We start from the raw sequence: 21,128 nt of genomic DNA, 5'->3' as shown, positions 1-21,128 counted from the left end.
CAACAAACTAGCAATAACTACACGACAAAAATGGAGGGGATATGTCGCAATCAAAATTTACAGCCAGTGAGCGCGCTGATAAGTGCGTTTTATCGCTAGAGCAAGCTGTTTATCAGACGACAAAACGTGAGCGCGGTTTGGTTGGCGCAATTTGTAGCATCTATGGGCTTAACTACAACACGGTATCAGCGCAAATCAATCCAAACAACGACAGCCACACATTGTCACCAGATATTATCGAATATGTACTTGAACACGCAAAAGACTCATCTTTGATTTTGAATGCTGTCTGCTGTGCTCATGGTAATTCTGCCTGGTTCGAGTTGCCGCCATCGGAAACGGGTGAAATGTTTAGTGATATCACTGAATTAATGCAACGCTTTGGGCATATGCACAATACGATACTTGAGGCTATTGCTGATAAACGTGTGACAAGCGATGAGTTAAAAGCCTTAAAAAAAGACGGTTTAGCACTTATTGGGCAAGTCCAAAAGACAATAGCTACTGCTGAAGGGATGAAGGATGGTGAAAAATGATGACATCAGGATATGCCAAAACAGACTTGGCAGAGCAAGAGCGCATCATCGCGGATTGGATGGCGCAACATAATTTAACCAGTGCCGATGTAACTGCGCCCAACAGCCAAATCAAACCAAAACCATGGCGCTGTTTTTCTATTAATGCAAACCCTGCATCAGCACCCAAAGCTGGAGTGACTGTTACAGAATTACCCAAACCAGTGACCGCGGTTAAAAAGCCAACCACTAAGGGCAAAAAAGCACCGACAAACAAGCAGAATATTGATCGTCTTGGTAAATACAAACCTCATCGCCAGCGCTATGGCGAATTGATCGGCGACACAATGGCGCAAAAAATCATCAATCTATTAGACAAACATCAGACAATTGATATCGATGCACTACAAAGCGAGCACAAATTAAACCGCATCACGTTTTTGATGACTGCAAAGCAGCTTGAACACAAAAACGTTTTACGAATCATTAAATCAACCGAGAAAGGCAACCCTGCTAGATATTTGGAGCGTGTTGCATGAGCATCGATAGCATGGAAATTTATAGAAATCCTGAAGGGGTACGAAGTGGCCAGACTTGGATAGCTAAACCACACTTACGCCCTGCACCAAATGCAGAGAAATTAATTATTAAAAGTGCATTCACGAAGTATATTATTTTCGTGGAGCTTGAAGACGGCAGAACTCTCCGTACTGACGAAGAGTATTTAAAAACCAATTACACCAAAGACGCCAACTTTGATTTGTTTGGTGATGATAATGGCTAAAAAATCTATCAATACGCCTGAGCAAAAACAAATGCTACAGCAAATGTGGCAAGACAGTATACCATTGCCAGACGACCACGAATTTTACACTTGGGGCAACTGGCAGCCAGGACGATTACGTCAATGTCATGATAACGCAACCATCAATGATGGTGCTAAAGACATCTCACTCAAAGACCACATTGTCATGCAATTGCATAGCAAAGACGGCGAAGTTACTGACTTAGTGTACTTTACCGAGTCTTACGGGCTTGCACCAACATTTCAGCAGCTACATTATGCCCCGCTTGGTTATCCACGTGGCACAGCCAGCTTTGGTGATGTCACAGGTGACGCACCAATCGTATTGTGTCGCACAGTACCTGAAGCTTATGCAGTACTTGAGCAAGTCTCAACACCCGTGCAAGCGATGGTCTACTTTGAGCGCGCATCACTTAGATATGTTGTTGAGCAATACAAGACACGCATTATGGCGATTTTGGTACATGATGACTTGGTTGAGTGGCTGGGCAAAAGTACTTATGACAAAGGCAAAGTCAAACAGATACCCATGCGTATTGACCCAGCCAATGCACTTGGCTTTGATGATGAGATGTTCAATGAGTGTTTTAACCCGCTTAATGACTGGTTAAATAAAATAAAACCCCTCACCCCGTTAAATGCTAAAGACTCTACCCCGGCTTGTAAGGTCAACCTTACCGACGGTTACGGGCGATGGACACTGGACGGGATGGTTGAGCATCTGTTTTTGATTTATGGTACTGATAATGTCTGGGATAATCTCAATCAGACACGGATGCGACTAAGTGCATTACGCCATGCCGTTGGCAATAATGACGACTTTAAACTATGGCAAACCCATCCAATGCGCAAGACTATCAAAGACTTAGTGTTTGAGCCGTCAGGTGAAATCCCAGAAAACACCATAAATTTGTTTACTGGTTTACCACTGCAAGATGACGTATCACCCGACAAGTGTCAAAAGATACTAAAACATATCTGGCGATTGTGTGGCAGTCGCCAAGATGAATACTGGTGGTTGTTGCGCTGGATGGCTTATCCACTACAAAACCTAGGCGCCAAGATGGATACCGCTGTCATTATGTACGGCAGCGAAGGCCCCGGTAAATCTATTTTGTGGGAAAAAGTCTTGGGTAAAATCTATGGCAGTGAGTACCATCGGACGATTGGCCAACAGCAGCTGGAGTCGCAATTTAACGGATGGCTATCTAAGATTTTATTTGCACAATGCGAAGAGGTTGTCAGTCGGGCAGAGCGTAACCACCACAAAGGGCAACTTAAACATTTGGTAACGGGCAAAGAATTTATTATCAATGAAAAAATGCTACCAGCATATAAAGAGACCAACCATGCTAACTTTGTCTTTTTGTCCAACTCACCGATACCGCTTGAGCTAGACATCGGTGATAGACGCTACTTTGTTTTGCGCATCGATGACGTGCCGGATAAGCAGTACTTTGACGACCTGTTCGCCGAAATCAACGGCGATGGTGTGGCCAGTTTTTATCACTACCTAATGGCATTGCCCATGGATGGCTTTAATCCACATACCAAGCCACCGCTAAACAATGATAAGCAAAAACTGATTGACGCTAGTAAGCCCAACCCTGTGCTTTTTTATGATGAGTGGTCAGCAGGTGATTTATCAGTACCATACGGCTGCTGTGTAAAGGCGGATTTATTCAAGGCATATCGCAATTGGTGTAATGAGCGCAACGAGTACCCAAAACGCGATAGAGATTTTAATGCAGAGATTGACAGGATTATGATAAACTCACGTAAAAATATGTGTTTCCCTACATTTAAGTCTCCAAAGACCACGCACCGCGTCTGGTTGACACCAATAGCTCAGGCTTTGTTTGATAAGCAAGACCCTTACGCTATAGATCACGTGACGCGCGAAGCTATCGCATTTAACCAAGCTTTGTATCCAACTAGCAAAGCTATGGGTGATGATGCGCCATACTGGGCCACATCATAATGATGACCGCAGTGACCGCAGCGATGACCGCAGCAATGACCGCAAAAACCCAGTGTTATCAATGCACTGACCGCAATGACACCAAAATTCAACTACTTCCATGTGCGCGCACGTACAAAACATAAAATATGCTGTCATTGCTGTCATTGCTGTCATAAACAATTATATATCTAAATAAATCAATAATTTAAGCTATGACTGCAACGATGACAGCAACAAATCATGCTGTCATAAGCAAAATTAAATTTAAAAGGGAAACAATATGACATCACAACGCAAAAAATTCGATATGGCTGGTGCTGAAGCCTTTGCGCAATTATCACCAATCCAATCAGCAAGCTATCACTACATGACCAGTAACTTTAGCGAGCATTACCAAATCGCTTTACGCAATTACTTTATGCCTGCCCTGTTACTTGATGGTGTTAAACCAAAGTACGTCGAATTGGTGGTCATGACTGCCTTGGCAGAGCTAACTTACCCAATCGCTACCAACGGTGATAATCATACATGGTCAGGCTGTCAACGAGCTGCTTATGCCGGTATTTCACAATCTACTTGGAGTGATAACAAGCTATGCAAAAGCGTTAATTTTATCATTGATACAGTGCGTTCAAATGCAGACACAGCAAGCCGTGAGATACAATTACAAATGATGACACATCAATAGGGTCTATTGTATTTCCGGTTAAAAACTAATATGATTTTCTCATAATCAATAAGTCTAACCAAAAGCTACCGCATCCTCCCGGTAGCTTTTTTTATGGCTCATAGTTAACCGCTATGAGTCTTTTTTATTTGGGGCAACTATGGCACTGCAACAGTTAAAGCCACGATTAAAGCCAAGCCAAAACCATCAACCAAAATCCCGTTGGGGTAGCGGACGCGGTGGTCGACCTTGGCGCCGCTTACGCGAGCAAATATTATTGCGTGATTTATACACTTGTCAGCATTGCCGCAAGGTCTTTGACCCTAAAGACTTGGTATGTGACCACATCATCAATACAGCGCAAGGCGGTACTGACGACCCAACCAATCTACAAACCCTCTGCAATCCATGCCATGACAAAAAAACTCATACCGAGAGCATGGCGGGGGGTATCAAAAAATTGTAAACCGATGGTCAGCGGACACCGCGCCCCACCTCGTTTATAAAAAAATTTCCTGTTTGAGCGAAAAATTGTAAAAATGTAAGTATAAACAAAGGTTTACTATGTCTAATAAGCAACGACAAGAGCTTTTTTGCCAGTATGTCGCTGACGGCATGGCAGAAACTGATGCAGTACGCAAAGCTGGCTATAGCACAAAGGGCAGCAGTGTGACTATTCAAGTTACCAGGCTCCAAAACAATCCGGCAGTCCAAAAACGCATTGTGGAATTAAAAGCCGCACGCTTGGTGAGTGAGTCAAACGGCGAACCGGTCGAAGGTTTACCAGATGACTGCAACCCAGCGCTGCTAAAAACGATGACGTCTATAGAGTTTTTGCGGGCCGTGTATCGCAACCCGGCAAATAAGATTGGCAACCGCATCTCAGCAGCCGCCATCGTCATCCCATTTGAGGAGGCCAAGGTCGCACCAGTTGGCAAAAAAGAAGGTGCTATCGACGACGCCAAAGACAAAACGACATCAGGCAAATTTGCCACCTTTAGCAATCAACAAGATTTTTTTGAGACACAAACTGTAAGTTAAACCAAAGATCACGACTATGAACGCACCGATTTGGACAACAGCCTTGCCAGATTGGGAATCGCGCATTGTCGCTGGTGAGTCGTTGGTGCCTTGTGAGCCGTTATTTAAACAATCAGCAGAAATTGCGCTCAAGGTTTTTAAAGCGCTTAAATTGGTTGACGTCATTGGCAAGCCAGAGATTGGGAAAGTCACCCGGCAATGGGTTTATGATTTTGTTGCTGCCGTGTTTGGGGCGTATGACCCAGTTGCCAAAAAGCGATTGATTAAAGAGTTTTTTTTGCTAATCAGCAAGAAAAATACTAAGTCCACGCTGGCAGCTGCCATCATGATGACAGCGCTAATCTTAAATGAGCGCGAGTCATGTGAGCTGGCCATTATTGCACCTACAAAAGAAGTGGCGGGTAACTCATTTAACCCTATCCATGACATGATCCGCGCCGACCCAGAACTGGGCATCATGTTTAACGTCAGTCCTCATACCAAAACCATCACTCATCGCGGTACCAATGCCACGCTTAAAGTGGTCGCTGCCGAAAATGATAGTGCCGCTGGTATCAAAGCGACGTATGTACTTATCGATGAGCTTTGGGTGTTTGGCAAACGGGCTAATGCCTCGGCTATGTTACAAGAGGCAACGGGTGGCTTAATCTCACGTCCTGAAGGCTTTGTCATCAGTTTGACGACAATGCCAGACGAAGCGCCCGCCGGTGTGATGAAAGAAAAGCTTGATTATGCCCGTGGTGTCCGTGACGGTGAAATCATCGACCCGCGCTTTTTGGGTGTGTTGTACGAGTTTCCGCAAAAATACATCGAAGATGGCAGCTATATATTGCCTGAGAACTGGTACATCACTAACCCTAACCTTGGAGCCAGTGTTGGCCTCGAAGAGCTAGCGGATATTTTACGCAAAGCTGGCGAATCGCATGATAAAAACACACTGCAAACCGCATTGGCCAAACACTTAAATATCCCAATTGGTATCAGCCTACGAGCCAATCGTTGGGCAGGTGCAGAATTTTGGGAAGCGGCAAGCGACAAAACCATTACCCTAGACGATATTATTGAAAAATCTGAAGTCGTTACAATGGGTGGTGATGGCGGTGGCTTGGATGACTTGTTAGGCGGGGCAGTGCTTGGACGCTTACCAATTGTTATTGGTCATGAGATGGATGAAATCACCCGCGAGCGGCGCCCAATTAAACCGTGGAAGGTATGGACGCACGCATGGTGTCATCCAATTGCGCTTGAACGTCGCAAACAAGATGAGCCGCGCTATCGCGATTTTGAAAAAGATGGCGATTTGACGGTGGTTGAGTATGTCGGACAGGACACAGAACAGTTTGCTGATATCGCAGTCAAAATATATAAAGCCAATAAGCTTGACCGTGTTGGGCTTGACCCATTGATGGTCGGCGATTTGGTCGATGATTTGATTGCCGCGGGTATTCCTGAAGACAAAATCGTTGGCGTACCCCAGGGTTACAAAATCAGTGGGTATCAAAAAACTGCCGAGCGCCGTATCGCTAGTAAGTACATGACGCACAGCGCACAGCCAATGATGGATTGGTGTGTGGGTAATGCCCGCGTATTGATGAAGGGTAGCGGTACCATGTTGTCCAAAGCTGAATCTGGCACTGGTAAGATTGACCCGCTGATTGCTTTGCTAAACGCAGTGGCGTTGATGAGTGAAAATCCAGAGCCGCCCAAAAAAGCGGATGAAGTGAGCGTTTTCTTTGTTTGATATACAATGATTTTGTTGGCTAGGGTAGCTCCCGAAAGTGTTTACGCTAAAACATTGCCAACATCCTCTTTTAGCGTTTTACTATTTAGCGGTGGTAAAAATGGTAGCAAAATTATCAAGAGAAGCAGTTTTAAAACAGTTTAAAGAAGTACATGGCGATAGTTACGACTATTCTAAATTTGAATATACTAACGGTCATCATAGAAGCGTTATTATTTGCAAAATTCATGGCGAATACTTACAAAGCGCTATTTGCCACAAAAATAGAAAACAAGGTTGTCCAAAGTGTGGCAGATTATCTACATCAGAAAAACAACGCCTTAACATAGATGAGTTAATTCATAAATTTAAAGAGACTCATGGCAATAGGTATGATTATTCAAAAGTTGATTATGTGAGAAATAGCACACCGGTTTGCATCATTTGTCCAGAACATGGCGAATTTTGGCAACAGCCAAATAATCATATACAGGGCAAAGGATGTCAAAAATGCGCTAGAGTATTAAATACTTGGAGCAGAAGCAGCTATATTGAAATATGCAAGAAGCGCAATAAAGGACTATGTAATCTTTACGTTTTAGAATGCCAAGAACAGAATGGGAAAATCTTTTACAAAATTGGTATAACTTATCAAAAGCTACGATATCGATTTAAAGCGAGCTATATCCCTTATCAATACAAAGTTAACTATTTGATTGAAAGAGACGCAGGGTTTATTTATGACCTTGAAAAAGAGTTACATAAACTTTTAGCGGAATATAAATATATCCCAGAAAGCAAATTTCATGGTTCGGCAATGGAATGTTTTGCCATTATGACTAATGAAGCGCTACTAATTCTTGATGAATTAACGAAAAGTTAATAGATAAACCACATTGCAAACCGCCTTAACTGGCGGTTTTGTTTTATAAGGTCTCATGAAATGCCTAAAATTTATTCAACAATGAAAGTAAAGTCGATTACCGATAATAACGAAGAACGTATTATCACAGGTATCGCAAGCACACCAACGCCTGACCGTGACGAAGATATTCTTGAGCCGCATGGGGCAAAATTTGCGCTACCCATACCGCTACTATGGCAGCACAACCATAATCAGCCCATTGGCGAAGTGACTGAAGCTAAAGTTACCGATGCTGGCATCGAGATCACCGCAAAAATCGCAAAAATCGACGAAGACGGCACGCTTAAAGACCGCATCGATGAAGCCTGGCAATCTATCAAATCAGGCTTGGTGAAGTGCTTATCCGTCGGTTTTCGCACGCTTGAATACAACTATATCGACTCGACCTGGGGACTGCATATCAAAGAATGGGAATGCTATGAAATTTCGTGCGTCACCATCCCGGCAAACTCAGACGCAGTCATCACATCCGTGAAAGATTTTAAAAAGGCATTCGCCGATGGTGCAAGCAAAGCTCCCGCGCTTGGGAGTGACGCCAATAAAACACCGTCACAAACTGATGCCACAAAAACCGCTCCTGTCGGCGTTACGACTGGGCAAGAAACTGCTAAACAGCAATCCTTTGTAACCCTTATTCCGCAACCAAGCGGGGGAGTTAAATTATTATGACTTATCAAGAACAGCTAGCGCGTGTCAAAGCGACCATTGCTGCCAAACGCAAAGCAATGGGCGATGTAATGACCAAAGCCGCCAAAGAAGACCGCACACCAAACGCTGATGAAAACAGCCAAATTGAAGCCCTTGAAGACGAAATCAAACAGCTTGAACGCAATGAGCAGCGTTTAATTGGATTGATTAAGTCGCTCAATGACGCTGAAAACCTAACCCCTGTTGCTGGTGAAAATCCAGAACAAGCAGGTGCAAGTGCCGATGGCGAAAAAGAACCTCAAAATACAGGTAAAAACGTGACAGTAACCGAGCAAAAACTAGCACCAGGTATCGGCTTTGTGCAAATGGCAAAGGCGAAAGCCCTGTCAGCTAAACTAGCCACGCAGGGCAGTTATGTGTCGGCAGTTGAAATCGCCAAATCATCTGGGATGCACCCAAAAGTCGTTGAAGAGCTGGAAAAAGCCGTGCAAGTCATGGATACAACCAACTCAGGCGTTTTGGTGCCAACCACCCCACTGACTGATGAATTTGTCGAATTGCTACGTGCTGATACTATCGTCGATAAATTAGCATCAAAAATGCGCAAAGCTGATTTTAATAGCACGATTGCAGGTATGGCGACTGGCGCAACATCGCAGTGGGTGGGTGAAGGCGAAGCCAAGCCAGTGACCAATGCCACTTACAACAGTGTGACATTAAAACGCCACAAAGTGGCAGGTATCTCTGTGCTAACCGAAGAGTTAAGCCGGTTTAACTTGTTTAAAGCCGATCAGCGCATTTTGGCTGATTTGATTGAGTCAAACCGTATGCTGATTGACTTAACCTTTATCGACGACCAAGCCCAAAATGAGCGCCGCCCCGCAGGCTCCCTTAATGGTGCGACCATCACCGAAGTAGCTGCATCAGATGCAACCACTATCAAGGCTGCATTGGCGGGACTACGCAAGCAGTTTATCTCTGATAATTTATCATTGTCTGATGCGGCTTACATTATGTCCGAGACACGGGCCAATGAATGGGCAGAACTTGAAACGCCACTCGGCGCGCCAGTTTTCCCAGGCTTACAAGCGGATAAAGGTCAAAAAACCATCAACGGTATCCCTGTTATTGAATCTGAAAGTGCAGGTACCATCGTTGAACTGGTTAAAGCCAGTGAGTTTTACTTGGCGGATGAAGGTCAAGTCGAAGTGGCGTACAGCAAAGACGCAACTATCACGATGCCTGATGGCAAACTGGTACATCTATTCCAAGAAAATAAAGAAGCTATCCGTGCTGAGCGCTTTATCACTTGGGCAAAACGTCGTCAAAAAGTGGCTGCGGCTTTACGCTTCGCTGCTTAATCTCAAGCGAATTATCCAAAAACAGTCCTACTCACAAAGCAGGGCTGTTTTTTTATGCGTTGGCGTTGGTAAGGTCCCTCCTATCTCCTGCTTATCAGCGTTAACGCATAAACAAATAGCCGATTTTTGGATAACACTATGCTAATTAAATACCTTAAAAACGCCCCAAATGCCTATGCAGGCGATGTTAAAGACATCCCAGATGAACAAGCAAAAGTCTTGATTTTAACCGGCTACGCCAAAGAGCACCCCTCGAAAGAAGCAAAGGCACGTACCAAATCGGATAAAGCCGCCGACCAAAACGACCTTTTAACCGAATCAAATACCACAACTGACAGCGAGTAATGACATGAACTGGTTAAACCGCTTATTTGGCAGAAAATCAATAACACCTGTCAATAATGGCGGTGGCTGGACAAACATCGGTACAACAACGGTCAATGAGCCGTTTACGGGGGCATGGCAACGCAACCAAGAGCTTAAAACCACGGATTTATTCTCCTATCACACGGTTTTTGCCTGTGTCACGCTGATTAGTGGCGATGTAGGAAAATTGCGTTTTCATTCCAAGCGCCTTAAAGATGGTGTGCTAACCATCACCAAATCCAAGGCAACACGGATTTTTAAAAAGCCCAACAATCTACAAACTTGGCAGCAGTTTGCTGAGCAGTGGATTAACTCAAAAACCAAACGCGGCAATACTTACGTTTGGAAACAACGCGATATTTTTGGCGACGTGTATCAATTGCATGTACTCAATCCAGACCGCGTACAAACGCTTGTCGCTGACAATGGCGATGTGTTTTATCAAATCGCCCGTGACAAGCTATTTAACATCGATACTGACACAGTAATGCCAGCAAGCGAGATTATCCATGACCGTTTTAATTGTTTGTATCATCCTCTGGTTGGCCTTTCGCCCATCACTGCGTGTGCGATATCGGCAGCACAAGGAATAGCCATCCAAAACAATCAAACCGTTTTATTTAAAAACGGTAGTCGCCCTGACGGGGTGCTATCGGTACCAGCAGCAATATCCGGGGATAAAGCCAAAGAAATTAAAGCACAATGGCAAGCAACGCATAGCGGTGTCAACCAAGGTGGCGTGGCAGTGCTGGGTGATGGCGCTAAATATGAAATCATTAGTATTTCAGCCGATGATGCGCAGCTGATTGATCAATTGAAACTTACTGGCGAAATCGTTTGTAGCGTGTTTCACGTACCGCCGTTTAAAGTTGGTATTGGCTCAATCCCAACCGGTACCAAAATTGAAGATTTGAACGAAATCTACTATAGCGACTGTCTGCAACACTACATTGAGTCCATCGAAAATCTACTCGATGCCCATCTTGAGCTTGAAGACGGGGTCGAGACTGAAGCGGATTTAAAATCACTTATCCGCATGGACAGCACCAGTAAGATTGATTATCTGGCAAAAGGCACCGGCTCAGGCATCATTATGCCAAACGAAGCGCGCGCAGAAATTGGATTGCAGCCAGTCGCCGGCGGTGATACCCCGTATCTACAACAACAAAACTACTCATTGGCAGCATTGGCAAAAAGGGATGCAAAAGATGACCCATTTAGCAAGGATTTATCCGCACCAGCGCAAACGGCTGAAGATACCGCAAAAACGGTTATCCATAACCACTATCAACCGCCAAATAGCGCTCAAACACTGGAAAACACGGCAAAATCAACTGATAAACCTGTATTCGACACGCTATACAAAGGTATCTTTAATCCAAGTCGCTCGTATGTCGCTGGTGATTTTGTTACTAAAAAAGGCGGTCTATGGCATTGTAATAAAGATTGCCAAGGCGATTTTAGCCATGGCAACTGGACTTTGGTATCGAAAAACGGGGGTGAACAGTGAGTTACGTCACCCTTGATGAATTAAGAGAACATCTAAAGATTGAAAATAATGATAGCGATTTGGTTTTGACAATCTATCTTGATACGGCGACTTCAGTCTTAGAAAGTTTGATAACTGATGATGTCAATAATGACACAACTGGAAAAATGGCAAAAGCCCTGAAAAATGCCACCTTGATTTTAGCGGGATGGTATGAAGATGAGCGCAATGGCAGCACTAATAGCTACGTTATTGACCCTATTTATGGGCTGCCTACTAGCGTGGTTTCTATTGTTAAATTATTCCGCACACCAACTGCAGTATGAGACAACGTATGAAATTTTTATATTACTTTGTACAAGTCTGTTTTGCTTGCGGTATTGCGGGGCTAATTGGCATTTTGCCGTTTTATTTACTATTGGCAATGGTGAGGGCTAAAAACAATGAAAGCGAGTAAATTGCGGCAACGCATTACGATCCTGACACCGGCGCAGGGGACTAGCCTGACAGGTGCCAATAGCAAAGTGCAGTTTACCGATGGACCAACAATCTGGGCAAACATTGAGCCGTTATCTGTAAAAGACGTATTTAATGCACAAGCCGCGGGTAGCCAAGCTCGTTTGCGTTGCATTGTGCGCTACCGCAAAGATATCACCAGCGCTAACCGCATCCGCTACGATAGCAAAGTCTATAAAGTCGATGGCGACCCATTGGCAGATAAAGACAGTGGACGCGAATATTTAACCCTTATTTTGGTAAGCGTATGAGCACCATCGAAACTACCATGACAATGACGGGCGACTGTGAGCAGGCGCTTTTGCAGCTACAAGCAAGGTTTGCAAAAAAAGCCGTTGATGGGGCAATCACGTATGCCAAGACACCGATGCTCAAAGATTCGCAGGAGATGGCAGCAGAAGCCGAAGCCGACCACTTGATGAAATACGGCGATAAATACGAGCTAGTACATCCAGGTCTTTTAAAAGAGTCAATCAAATGGCGCAAGCTTAAAGCCAAAGAACTGCAAGAGCTTGGCGTTAGTGCTGGGGGCGCTATCTATATCGGCAAAGGCAAAACCCAAAAACTTTACCCGAGATATTGGCATTTTGTGGAGTTTGGCACATCGAAATTGCCACCAGCACCATACTTTCGGCCAGCTTTTGAGCAAAACAAACAGCAATTTTTAGACCGATTTTGTCAAAAATTGCGGCAAAACATTGATAAATACGGGGGCAGTACATGAATGCAGGACAGCAGCTTTACCCCGTTATCAAAGATATTGTCGATGGACGAGTGTATCAGCGTAAACGCCCCGAAACCGCCGCCGATAAGCGCACACCGTATGTGGTCTATAACCGCGCAGCAGGTACGCCGGAAACCTCACAATACGGTTATACAGGGCATGACTGGACACGCACTCAAATCGATGTCTATCACGATGACTATGATGAGCTTGATAGTGTCGTTAATCAAATCAAAATCGCCATTGCTCAAAATATCCGCCCTTGTGACATTGGCACATCTCAAGACTTGGATGATGCTGAAAGTGAGCTATACCGACAATCCTTTGATGTCGAATTTTTTACCGAAATCCCAACCCCACCTTAACCCAAGGAGCAATCTATGGCAGTCTCTACCGAGTTTGACAATTTAGCTGATAGTCAGCACAAGCTAGAGTTTAGTGTCGATGCCGGCACTGCATGGCAAAAAGTACCTGTATTGCAACAGTCTGATTATCCAGATCAAACCCCTGTTTTGGATGATATCACCCCAACCGACGCCCACCGTACTATCAAAGCACCAGTGGACTTTTTTGAAGATGGTACGCTCAAAGGGCAGTACATCTACAAAGAAGGCGATGCCGCTTGTATAGCATTAAAAAAGGCTTACGAAGATAAAAAAACCATCTTGTGGCGTTTGACGTTTGAAGATGCGCCAAGCTTAAACTCACAGTTTGAGGGTTTTATCGCAAAATTAACACCAAAGCCCGAAAGTAAAAAGAAAATTCGCGTTGATTTTGAAGTGTCTATCACTAGCGAATTAACCACACCTGTTATCGTCCCTTAACCCCTAACACAACTTAGTCATTAAGACCATCAGAGCGGTATAGCAATGGCGGTCTTAATGCACCATTTATCACAATAAGGATAAATCATGGCTTTTAAAGATAAAATCTTAGCATTATCAAGTGTTGCACTGACCCCAATCGCTTACACTGACAAAACCACTGGCGAAAAAGCCTTTATCAAGCGCATGACATTAAGCGAGCGCGAGGCATATAGTAATGCGGTGTTAAACGCACCGAAAGGCAAATCCAACGCCGTTGGCTTTAGTCATATCGTCGTTGATCAGAATGGCAACCGTATTTTTGACGATAATGACATTGATGCGATTGGCAACTTACCCGACAACGTGGTATTTGACGCACTCGAAGTCTTTAACAAAGCTGCACAGCCGACAAGTATCGAGCAAGCCGAAAAAAACTAAGAGCCGCGTATCAGACGCGGTTTTTGTTTAAATTAGCTGGGCATCTGGGCATGACGGTGGCTCAGCTAAAATCATCACTTGATGCTGATGAGCTTGCGCACTGGATGGCGTATGACCGATTAGACCCCATTGGCGGTTTTCGGATGGACGCAAACTTTGCGTGGCTTATTCAAAACCAAGTTGGTGATACAAATAGCAAGTTGTCTGAATTTTTGCTATACGACCCTAATCCGATTAGCGAAGAAGAAGCTGAGCATCGTGAGCGTGAAGCTATTGCTGAATCTAATCGTCGCAGTCACGAGGCGATGAAAGCGCAAATTGCAAAATTGCTTGAGAAACAATCTAGCAATAAAGCGATTGAATAAATAAAAACTTTTGTTTATGCTGTAATTTCAATAATAATAAAGGGATTACAGCATGGCGAAATTAACAACATGTAAAGATTGTGGTCATCAAGTCAGTAAGAATGCCACACAATGCCCAAATTGTGGCGCAAAAATAAAACGCTCATCGCCAATTTTAAATATCATTGTCGGTATTATTTTATTCTCAATCGTTTGGGCAATGGTCAAATCATGTAGCAGCGAAACACCAACCCAGTCAACTACTACGCAAAACACTGCTCAACCATTAACAGATAATGCGTCAGTTGCCCAAGCAACAGCAACCGAAAAGCCAACGACTGCATCAAATTGGCGCTATGACAGCGACGTTGACAAAATGCGCGGCAACACCAGTTATTTTGCTGATGCGACATCGTTAAATAGCGCAAATTTCCAATTCCCTTATCAGGGTGAATCGCATTTGCATATCATAATTCGCAACAAAGGTGATGGCAATGATGTGATGTTTAGCATTGATAAAGGGCAATTCCACTGTAATTATGATGGCTGTGAGATATCGGTTAAATTTGATAATGAAGCTGTGAAAACTTACACAGTCAATGAAGCAGATGCTGGCAAAAATGATGTTGTCTTTTTGGCATCAGGTAAAGATGCCTTTATTAAAAAGTTAAAAACATCCAAAAAAGTTATTATTGAAGCACCATTTTTTCAAGAGCCACGCACCCAATTTGATTTTGATACCGCTGGACTCGAATGGAAGCATTAAAAAACACCTAATTAAAAAACCCCGTCACTTGATGGGGTTTTTTATTGCCCATCATTTAAGGAGTCAAGCATGGCAGTCATCGGACAAGCAGAGATTTTATTAACCGCGAACACTGCCAGTTTTACTACCGAGATGGATCGTGCGCGCAGTGTCAGCCAGCGTACTGCAAGGCAAATCGAGCGTGACCAGCAACAACAAGCCCAGTCACGTCTGCAAATCGAGCGTCAATATGCGTCTGAGCATCGCCGCATCGAAATGGCATTGACTGACGAAGTCGAGCGTATTCGTGCCGCGCGATTTAATACTGCCGATGAGCAGCGCTACATTGCCCAAGCGCGCGCAAATGCGCAGCAACAGGTTGACTTGATTGCACAACAAGAGCGTGCAACCACTGGTTTTGCAGATAAAGCCAAAACAGCGTATGGCTATGTTGCCATCGCCGTTGGCGTCGCTAGTGTAGCCATTGGGGCGCTCATCAAAAACCAAATCGAGATGACTGCTGAGCTGACAAAAACAGCTTACATAGCAAACACCACCGTCGAAAATATCCAAAAATACGTTGTCGCTGCCAAAGGCATGGGTATTGAGACTGATAAACTTGGCGATATCTTTAAAGATACGCAGGATAAAGTCGGTGATTTTCTGACCACTGGCGGCGGCGAAATGGCAGATTTTTTTGAAAATATCGCCCCGCAAGTCAAAGTGACTGCTGACCAATTCCGCAATTTGTCAGGTCCCGACGCGTTGCAGTTGTATTTTGATAGCTTGCAAAAAGCCAATTTGTCACAGTCAGAAATGATTTTTTACATGGAGTCTGTGGCGGATGAAGCATCAGCACTAATCCCATACCTTAAAGACGGCGGTAAAGGCTTCGACCTCTGGGCAACTGCCGCCGAAAATGCGGGCGCCACGATGGATGAGAAAACCATCCGTGCCACACAAGAATTAAAAACCTCAACTGAGCTTTTAAACTTATCTGTACAAGGCGCAAAAAACCAAATCGCCCAAGCATTTATGCCAGTTTTGCGCGATTTGGCAGTTGAGTTAGTCAAAGATGCCAAGCTTAAAGAGCAAGCCGCAAAAGCCGGACAAGGCATGGCCGATGGCTTTAAGTTAATTGCCAATACCGGTATAGCCGCTGTGTCCATCATTGGCATTATGATTGACGGGGTACGCGGGTTACATACAGCGTTTTCAGAGCTGGGCAAAATAACCGATGGTGTGGATTTTAAAAGCCCATTTGCCACATTACAGCTTGCAAAAAATGCGTTTTTTACGCCCGTCAGAATGGGCGCTGACGTGGCATTTACTGCGGTACAAATCCAGCAGCGCATCGATGCGACCAATGGGCTGATGGAAAAAGTTAACAAGCTAGGGACAAATCCGACTGGTAGTAATTTGGTTAGCACTTTAACTAACTTAAACATCCAGTCCGAAAAACTAAAAAATGCCACGGGCAAAACGGGCAAAGCGCTCAAAGAAGAGACAGAAGCCAAAAAAGAAAATGCCAAAGCGACAGCAAAACTAGCAAGTGAACAAGCTAGATTGGTTGGTATAAGCGGTAATAGTGGCATTGGCAGTGGCGCGCATTTGGATATCCGCGCATCTGGCGGTGGTCGTCGATTGACCTCGGCTGAACTAGCACGTTTTCAAGCCGACGGCAAACCCTTGACCGCCTACCGTAAAACATCGGATTACGGTTATCGTGGTGACATTGGCGTTGCGGGCGCATCCAAATACCATCGTGGCATCGATTTTGCGATGCCAGTTGGTACACCAATCACCACCAAAGTACCTGTCAAAAATGTCAGTAATTTTTATGACCCAAAAGGCGGCGGGTATGTTCAGCGGGTTTTATTTGCCGATGGTTTATCAGTTGACTTGTTGCATCAATCGCCAGCATCAAAAGGTATTAAAGGTGGTTCAAGCGGTATCAAATCACCTTATACAAAAGCGCAGGATGAAACATCGCAGTTGATTGCTCAACAGCAAGATGTATTAGCACGTGAAGCAAAAAACCTTGCTGATAATCAAGTGCGTGAAGCTGAACGAGCAGCCAAAGAGCAAAAAGACTTGCAAATGAAGTACGTCACTGAGTTTGCTGACGAAAAAACCAAACTGTATCTTGAGCACACTGCAAAAGAAACAGAAATCAGCAAAATCAATGATATTGCTTTACGTGAGCAATTGCTCAAAACTGAAAATGTCCGCTATCAAAACAAAGTTGATTTGTTGCAATTGGAGTCTGATAAGCAAACTCAAAAAGCGACAGAATGGCAGCAATCCGAAGAAGAGCGAATTATTGCAAACGCCGAACTTGAACGTCGTGAAGCAGCATTAACCCTGACTAACGACGTCAATTTACGCCAAGCCAAGATTGACGCGATTAACGCCCAAGAGCAAGAATCATTGCGACAGTTGAGGATTGGATTTGAGACTGAGCTTGCTGGCATTACTGATTACTCAAAAACCGAGTTGCAACGCCTACGCGATGATTATCAAAACAATTTGCGTGGCATTGATGGCAATAACAAATACTCAGATGCGCAAAAATCTGATTTACGCAATGCCTTAGCGGGTAAGTTTAACAGTGATTTGGCAATAATCCGTCAACCAGCCGCGGATGCGTTTAATGGCTTAAACACTGAGATGTCAGGCACGTCTGAATTGCAAAACTTGCAAAATCAGTTTAACCAACGCCTTGAAATCATCAAAAAAGCCAAAGACGCCGAAGTCATCGCGACCGAGCAAGCGGAAAGAGCCAAAGCGAAGGCCGAGCAAAACTATTGGTACGCGAGTTATCAGCTGCAAGCGACACAGTCAGCAAACATTATCGATAGTGTGGCCAACATGGGCAAAATCATGTTTGGCGAAACGTCGAGCAGTTACAAGCGTCTGTTTGCCTTGTCGCAATCATTTGTCATGGCGCAAGCCGGCTTAAACATGTACAAAGCCATCTCAGACGGCTGGGCACATGGTGCAACCTTGCCCCAGAAGTTAGCCGCTGCATCTGTGGCTGGCGCTGAAATGCTAAAAATCATTACAGCTGCCCAGCAAATCAAAATGCAAGGCTTTATGGATGGCGGCTACACGGGCAACATCCCAACCAATGCCCGCGCAGGTTACGTGCATGGTCAAGAGTATGTCTTTGATGCCCCGTCTACCAAGGCGATTGGCGTTAAAAATCTTGACCGTATCCGCAAAGGCGAAGGCATCGGCGGTGATACAAATGTCAATGTCAACGTCACTGTCAACAGCGACGGTACAAGCAGCGTCGAATCACAACAGCAGCTTGGCAAAAATATTGGCGATGCCGTCAATGCGGCTATCCAAAAAGCGTTGCTCAAAGAGCGGCGGCAGGGCGGCATGTTATCAGGAGCACGATAATGGCGTTAAAAACTTTTAACTGGCGGATGGATATGGGTGCCGGTAGCGACACCCAGTTTGCCGTCAATAAAGTGCAGTTTGGTGATGGCTACACTCAGCTATCAACCCACGGCATCAACAACAAGCGCAAAGCGTGGTCAGGCACAAAGACAGGCGACTTGGCAACCGTCATACAACCCATTATGGACTTTATCGACGCGCACCAAGGCGCCATCCCGTTTTTGTGGACTGATCCACATGGACAAACCAAGCAATACACCTGTGGCGGTTACTCGACACCACAGCGAAAAGCCAATTTTTGGCAAATCTCGCTCAAGTTTGAGCAATTTTACGGATAAAAGGACCGTTAATTATGGCAACTGCAATCAACAAAACAATCATGCACAAAGTCTGGTTTGTGCCAATGTCTTATCACGAGTTAGTGCGAGTCGATAATGACTTAGTCGCTAAAACCGCAACCGCTACGTTTGCAAGCTACTTTAATAAAGATGCACGCGACAACGGCGCACAGCCGTTATCTCATGTCAGTGTGATTTTAAAAGATGTTGAGCAAGCGGATAACTCAAACTTTGTCACCTTGGCGGTGCAAGCTGATGGTGACTTAAAAGACGGCAAAGTGGTGTAAATGCTAAACAATGACTTTCAAAAGTTGGGCGTTACAGGGTTAATCACCCTGTATCGGCTTGATGCCAGCAATGTCGGTGCCGGGGTATTTTATTTCCATGGTCACAATGACGGCGATATCATCTGGCAAGGCAAAACCTATCATGCAATCGCAATCACGGCTGATGGGCTTGAAATGCGCGGCGATGGCAAAGCATCGACACCGACGCTGCGTTTAGCCAATGTGTTTAACGGCATTGTAGGCGGCTTGTCTGCCCTATGCTTACAGTTTAATGACTTGGTCGGGGCAAAGCTTACGGTCATTCATACGCTTGCTAAATATCTTGACGGACAGCCAACGGCAAGCAGTGAGCATAAAAAACAAACGTGGTATATCGAGCAAAAAACTGATGAAGACCACAGCCAAATCAGCTTTGAATTATCAAATCCTGTGGACTTTGAAGGGCAAAAAATTCCTTTGCGCCAAATCACTGGTTATTGTAACTGGGCGGTGTGCGGTCGCTATCGCGGTGAGGAGTGTGGCTACATGGGTGTTGCACGCTTTACCAAAGACGGACAGCCCACCGATGACCCAGCCTTAGATAAATGTGGCGGTCGCTTATCTGATTGTAAATTACGCTTTGGTGAGTATGGCGAACTGCCATTTGGTGGTTATCCAGCAAGCTCGCTAGTGTGAGGTATTATGCTAACAAAAACCAATCAAGCCGATATCTTGGCGCACTATCAAGCGTGTTTACCCAAAGAATGCTGCGGGTTACTTGTTAAAACTGGGCGCAAAATCAGCTATCAACCGTGCAATAACTTAGGACAAGGCAACGATGTTTTTATCCTTGACCCTAAAGACTGGGTACAAGCCGAGGCAATGGGCGATATCGTAGCGATTGTGCACAGTCACCCCAATGGCGATATTTTGCCATCGGATAGTGACAAAGTGCAAATGCAGGTGCATGGCTTACCGTGGGTGATTACCAACGGTAAGGACTTTGATACGCATTACCCCACGCCATTTATTGCGCCTCTAGTGGGTCGAGAGTATCACCACGGCGTGCTTGACTGTTTTGCGATTGTGCGTGATTACTTTGCGCGTGAGCATGGCATCAAGATTGATGACTTTGAGCGCACCGATGCGTGGTGGGAAGACCCTAATAACCCCAGTCTATATCTGGATAACTTTGAACAGCAAGGCTTTGTGCAGGTTGATAACTTGCAGCCGCATGACGTGATTTTGTGTCGTGTGGGCAAAACTCACCATGTCAATCATGCGCTGATTTATCTGGGTGATTATCAGCTACAAAGCGAGGATGTATCGCCAACGCTGGGCGATATCGTCTTACACCACCCCTACGGTGGACTATCACGGCGTGAAATCTATGGCGAGAATTGGCAACGGCGCGCGGTATTGGTCGTACGTCATAAGGATTTTATATGAAGCTAATTATCTTACACGGCATCTTGGCTAAAAAATTTGGTAAGCAGTTTAAACTCGACGTGCAATCAGCATTTGAAGCAAGTCATGCCTTAGCCTGTCAGTTGCCCAAGTTTAAAAAATTTATGCTTGATAGCGAATCACAGGGCTTAAAGTTTGCCGTATTTATCGGTGATAAAACCAAAGCCAAAAACTTAAAGCAACTGGGTAAAAATATTGGTGAGCGTGAACTTAACGATATCACCGACAAAGACGTGATCCATATCGTGCCGCAGGTAGTTGGCGCTGGTGGTGATGCGTTTAATTGGCTGCAGGTGATTGGTGGGGCAATCATGGTCGGCGTTGGTCTATTTGTACCAGGCTCGCAAGCATTAATCGGCGCAGGTATAGGGTTGATGCTTGGCGGTGTCGCAGGGCTACTGATGCCAACGCCAAAACTGGGACAAAATGACCCCGATGGCAACAAAGCCAACTATGGATTTGGTGGTGCAGTGACAACCGTGGCGCAGGGCAACCCCGTACCGATACTCTACGGTGAGCGAGATGTGGGCGGATTTATCTGCTCAGCAGGGATTTACACAGAAGATAGCAAGTAAG

At 44.9% G+C, this 21,128-nt stretch carries 28 protein-coding genes; all 28 read left to right on the top strand.

What is annotated here, in order from left to right:
- The first annotated feature begins 41 nt into the window (after positions 1–41).
- The 28 genes from ACAM39_RS09225 to ACAM39_RS09090 all read left to right on the top strand — a co-directional run bounded on the left by ACAM39_RS09225 (position 42) and on the right by ACAM39_RS09090 (position 21,127).
- Positions 42–536, top strand: coding sequence for a phage regulatory CII family protein (locus ACAM39_RS09225; protein ID WP_369627455.1), 495 nt, complete (start codon positions 42–44; stop codon positions 534–536).
- Positions 533–1,054 carry a hypothetical protein gene (locus ACAM39_RS09220; RefSeq protein WP_369627454.1) on the top strand — a complete coding sequence of 174 codons (522 nt, stop codon included), beginning with the start codon at positions 533–535 and terminating at the stop codon, positions 1,052–1,054. The genes ACAM39_RS09225 and ACAM39_RS09220 overlap by 4 nt, the downstream gene beginning before the upstream one ends.
- Positions 1,051–1,299, top strand: coding sequence for a hypothetical protein (locus tag ACAM39_RS09215; RefSeq protein WP_369627453.1), 249 nt, complete (start codon positions 1,051–1,053; stop codon positions 1,297–1,299). The genes ACAM39_RS09220 and ACAM39_RS09215 overlap by 4 nt, the downstream gene beginning before the upstream one ends.
- Entirely contained in the window at positions 1,292–3,301 is a 2,010-nt protein-coding gene (locus ACAM39_RS09210; RefSeq protein ID WP_369627452.1) for a primase-helicase family protein, read from the top strand. The genes ACAM39_RS09215 and ACAM39_RS09210 overlap by 8 nt, the downstream gene beginning before the upstream one ends.
- Complete coding sequence (locus tag ACAM39_RS09205) at positions 3,301–3,426, top strand: hypothetical protein (RefSeq protein ID WP_369627451.1); 126 nt, start codon at positions 3,301–3,303, stop codon at positions 3,424–3,426. The genes ACAM39_RS09210 and ACAM39_RS09205 overlap by 1 nt, the downstream gene beginning before the upstream one ends.
- Before the next feature lie 137 nt (positions 3,427–3,563).
- On the top strand, positions 3,564–3,971 hold the full coding sequence (locus ACAM39_RS09200) for a hypothetical protein (RefSeq protein WP_369627450.1): 408 nt from the start codon (positions 3,564–3,566) through the stop codon (positions 3,969–3,971).
- A 139-nt stretch (positions 3,972–4,110) separates the two neighbouring features.
- Complete coding sequence (locus ACAM39_RS09195; RefSeq protein WP_369627449.1) at positions 4,111–4,416, top strand: HNH endonuclease; 306 nt, start codon at positions 4,111–4,113, stop codon at positions 4,414–4,416.
- 98 nt (positions 4,417–4,514) lie between these two features.
- Positions 4,515–4,991 (top strand): terminase small subunit, encoded by a 477-nt coding sequence (locus tag ACAM39_RS09190; RefSeq protein WP_369627448.1) that lies wholly within the window; start codon positions 4,515–4,517, stop codon positions 4,989–4,991.
- Positions 4,992–5,007: 16 nt separating this feature from the next.
- Entirely contained in the window at positions 5,008–6,732 is a 1,725-nt protein-coding gene (locus ACAM39_RS09185; RefSeq protein ID WP_369627447.1) for a terminase large subunit, read from the top strand.
- A 100-nt stretch (positions 6,733–6,832) separates the two neighbouring features.
- The gene (locus ACAM39_RS09180; RefSeq protein ID WP_369627446.1) at positions 6,833–7,594 is read left to right on the top strand and encodes a GIY-YIG nuclease family protein; all 762 of its coding nucleotides are present in this window, start codon (positions 6,833–6,835) and stop codon (positions 7,592–7,594) included.
- Between the two features lie 60 nt (positions 7,595–7,654).
- On the top strand, positions 7,655–8,305 hold the full coding sequence (locus ACAM39_RS09175) for an HK97 family phage prohead protease (protein WP_369627445.1): 651 nt from the start codon (positions 7,655–7,657) through the stop codon (positions 8,303–8,305).
- Positions 8,302–9,645: a phage major capsid protein gene (locus ACAM39_RS09170; protein ID WP_369627444.1), complete on the top strand. Its 1,344-nt coding sequence runs from the start codon at positions 8,302–8,304 to the stop codon at positions 9,643–9,645. The genes ACAM39_RS09175 and ACAM39_RS09170 overlap by 4 nt, the downstream gene beginning before the upstream one ends.
- A gap of 138 nt (positions 9,646–9,783) precedes the next feature.
- A complete protein-coding gene (locus ACAM39_RS09165; RefSeq protein WP_369627443.1) occupies positions 9,784–9,990 on the top strand; it encodes a hypothetical protein in 207 nt (68 codons plus the stop codon).
- 4 nt (positions 9,991–9,994) lie between these two features.
- Complete coding sequence (locus ACAM39_RS09160; protein ID WP_369627442.1) at positions 9,995–11,521, top strand: phage portal protein; 1,527 nt, start codon at positions 9,995–9,997, stop codon at positions 11,519–11,521.
- Positions 11,518–11,826, top strand: a complete 309-nt coding sequence (locus ACAM39_RS09155) for a head-tail connector protein (RefSeq protein WP_369627441.1) — start codon at positions 11,518–11,520, stop codon at positions 11,824–11,826. The genes ACAM39_RS09160 and ACAM39_RS09155 overlap by 4 nt, the downstream gene beginning before the upstream one ends.
- 117 nt (positions 11,827–11,943) lie before the next feature.
- Positions 11,944–12,267 carry a phage head closure protein gene (locus ACAM39_RS09150; RefSeq protein WP_369627440.1) on the top strand — a complete coding sequence of 108 codons (324 nt, stop codon included), beginning with the start codon at positions 11,944–11,946 and terminating at the stop codon, positions 12,265–12,267.
- Positions 12,264–12,740 carry an HK97-gp10 family putative phage morphogenesis protein gene (locus ACAM39_RS09145; protein WP_369627439.1) on the top strand — a complete coding sequence of 159 codons (477 nt, stop codon included), beginning with the start codon at positions 12,264–12,266 and terminating at the stop codon, positions 12,738–12,740. The genes ACAM39_RS09150 and ACAM39_RS09145 overlap by 4 nt, the downstream gene beginning before the upstream one ends.
- Complete coding sequence (gene gp17 / locus ACAM39_RS09140) at positions 12,737–13,105, top strand: tail completion protein gp17 (protein ID WP_369627438.1); 369 nt, start codon at positions 12,737–12,739, stop codon at positions 13,103–13,105. Before ACAM39_RS09145 ends, gp17 begins: the two co-directional genes overlap by 4 nt.
- A gap of 15 nt (positions 13,106–13,120) precedes the next feature.
- Positions 13,121–13,564, top strand: coding sequence for a hypothetical protein (locus ACAM39_RS09135; protein WP_369627437.1), 444 nt, complete (start codon positions 13,121–13,123; stop codon positions 13,562–13,564).
- Positions 13,565–13,651: 87 nt separating this feature from the next.
- A complete protein-coding gene (locus ACAM39_RS09130) occupies positions 13,652–13,984 on the top strand; it encodes a hypothetical protein (RefSeq protein ID WP_369627436.1) in 333 nt (110 codons plus the stop codon).
- Positions 13,985–14,034: 50 nt separating this feature from the next.
- On the top strand, positions 14,035–14,349 hold the full coding sequence (locus tag ACAM39_RS09125) for a phage tail assembly protein T (protein WP_369627435.1): 315 nt from the start codon (positions 14,035–14,037) through the stop codon (positions 14,347–14,349).
- Positions 14,350–14,401: 52 nt separating this feature from the next.
- On the top strand, positions 14,402–15,094 hold the full coding sequence (locus tag ACAM39_RS09120) for a zinc-ribbon domain-containing protein (protein ID WP_369627434.1): 693 nt from the start codon (positions 14,402–14,404) through the stop codon (positions 15,092–15,094).
- A gap of 69 nt (positions 15,095–15,163) precedes the next feature.
- Positions 15,164–18,481 (top strand): hypothetical protein, encoded by a 3,318-nt coding sequence (locus ACAM39_RS09115; protein WP_369627433.1) that lies wholly within the window; start codon positions 15,164–15,166, stop codon positions 18,479–18,481.
- Positions 18,481–18,819 (top strand): phage tail protein, encoded by a 339-nt coding sequence (locus ACAM39_RS09110; protein ID WP_369627432.1) that lies wholly within the window; start codon positions 18,481–18,483, stop codon positions 18,817–18,819. The genes ACAM39_RS09115 and ACAM39_RS09110 overlap by 1 nt, the downstream gene beginning before the upstream one ends.
- Before the next feature lie 14 nt (positions 18,820–18,833).
- Complete coding sequence (locus tag ACAM39_RS09105; RefSeq protein ID WP_313092941.1) at positions 18,834–19,106, top strand: hypothetical protein; 273 nt, start codon at positions 18,834–18,836, stop codon at positions 19,104–19,106.
- Positions 19,107–19,781, top strand: coding sequence for a phage minor tail protein L (locus tag ACAM39_RS09100; RefSeq protein ID WP_369627431.1), 675 nt, complete (start codon positions 19,107–19,109; stop codon positions 19,779–19,781).
- Positions 19,782–19,784: 3 nt separating this feature from the next.
- Positions 19,785–20,534, top strand: a complete 750-nt coding sequence (locus ACAM39_RS09095) for a C40 family peptidase (RefSeq protein ID WP_472828278.1) — start codon at positions 19,785–19,787, stop codon at positions 20,532–20,534.
- Positions 20,531–21,127: a tail assembly protein gene (locus ACAM39_RS09090; protein ID WP_369627429.1), complete on the top strand. Its 597-nt coding sequence runs from the start codon at positions 20,531–20,533 to the stop codon at positions 21,125–21,127. The genes ACAM39_RS09095 and ACAM39_RS09090 overlap by 4 nt, the downstream gene beginning before the upstream one ends.
- Position 21,128 lies beyond the last annotated feature (1 nt).

It is taken from the genome of Moraxella sp. K02, from assembly GCF_041154755.1.
Classification (GTDB): Bacteria; Pseudomonadota; Gammaproteobacteria; order Pseudomonadales; family Moraxellaceae; genus Faucicola.
The sequence above is the reverse complement of the archived record's forward strand: the minus strand, read 5'-3'. Positions and strand labels throughout refer to the sequence as shown.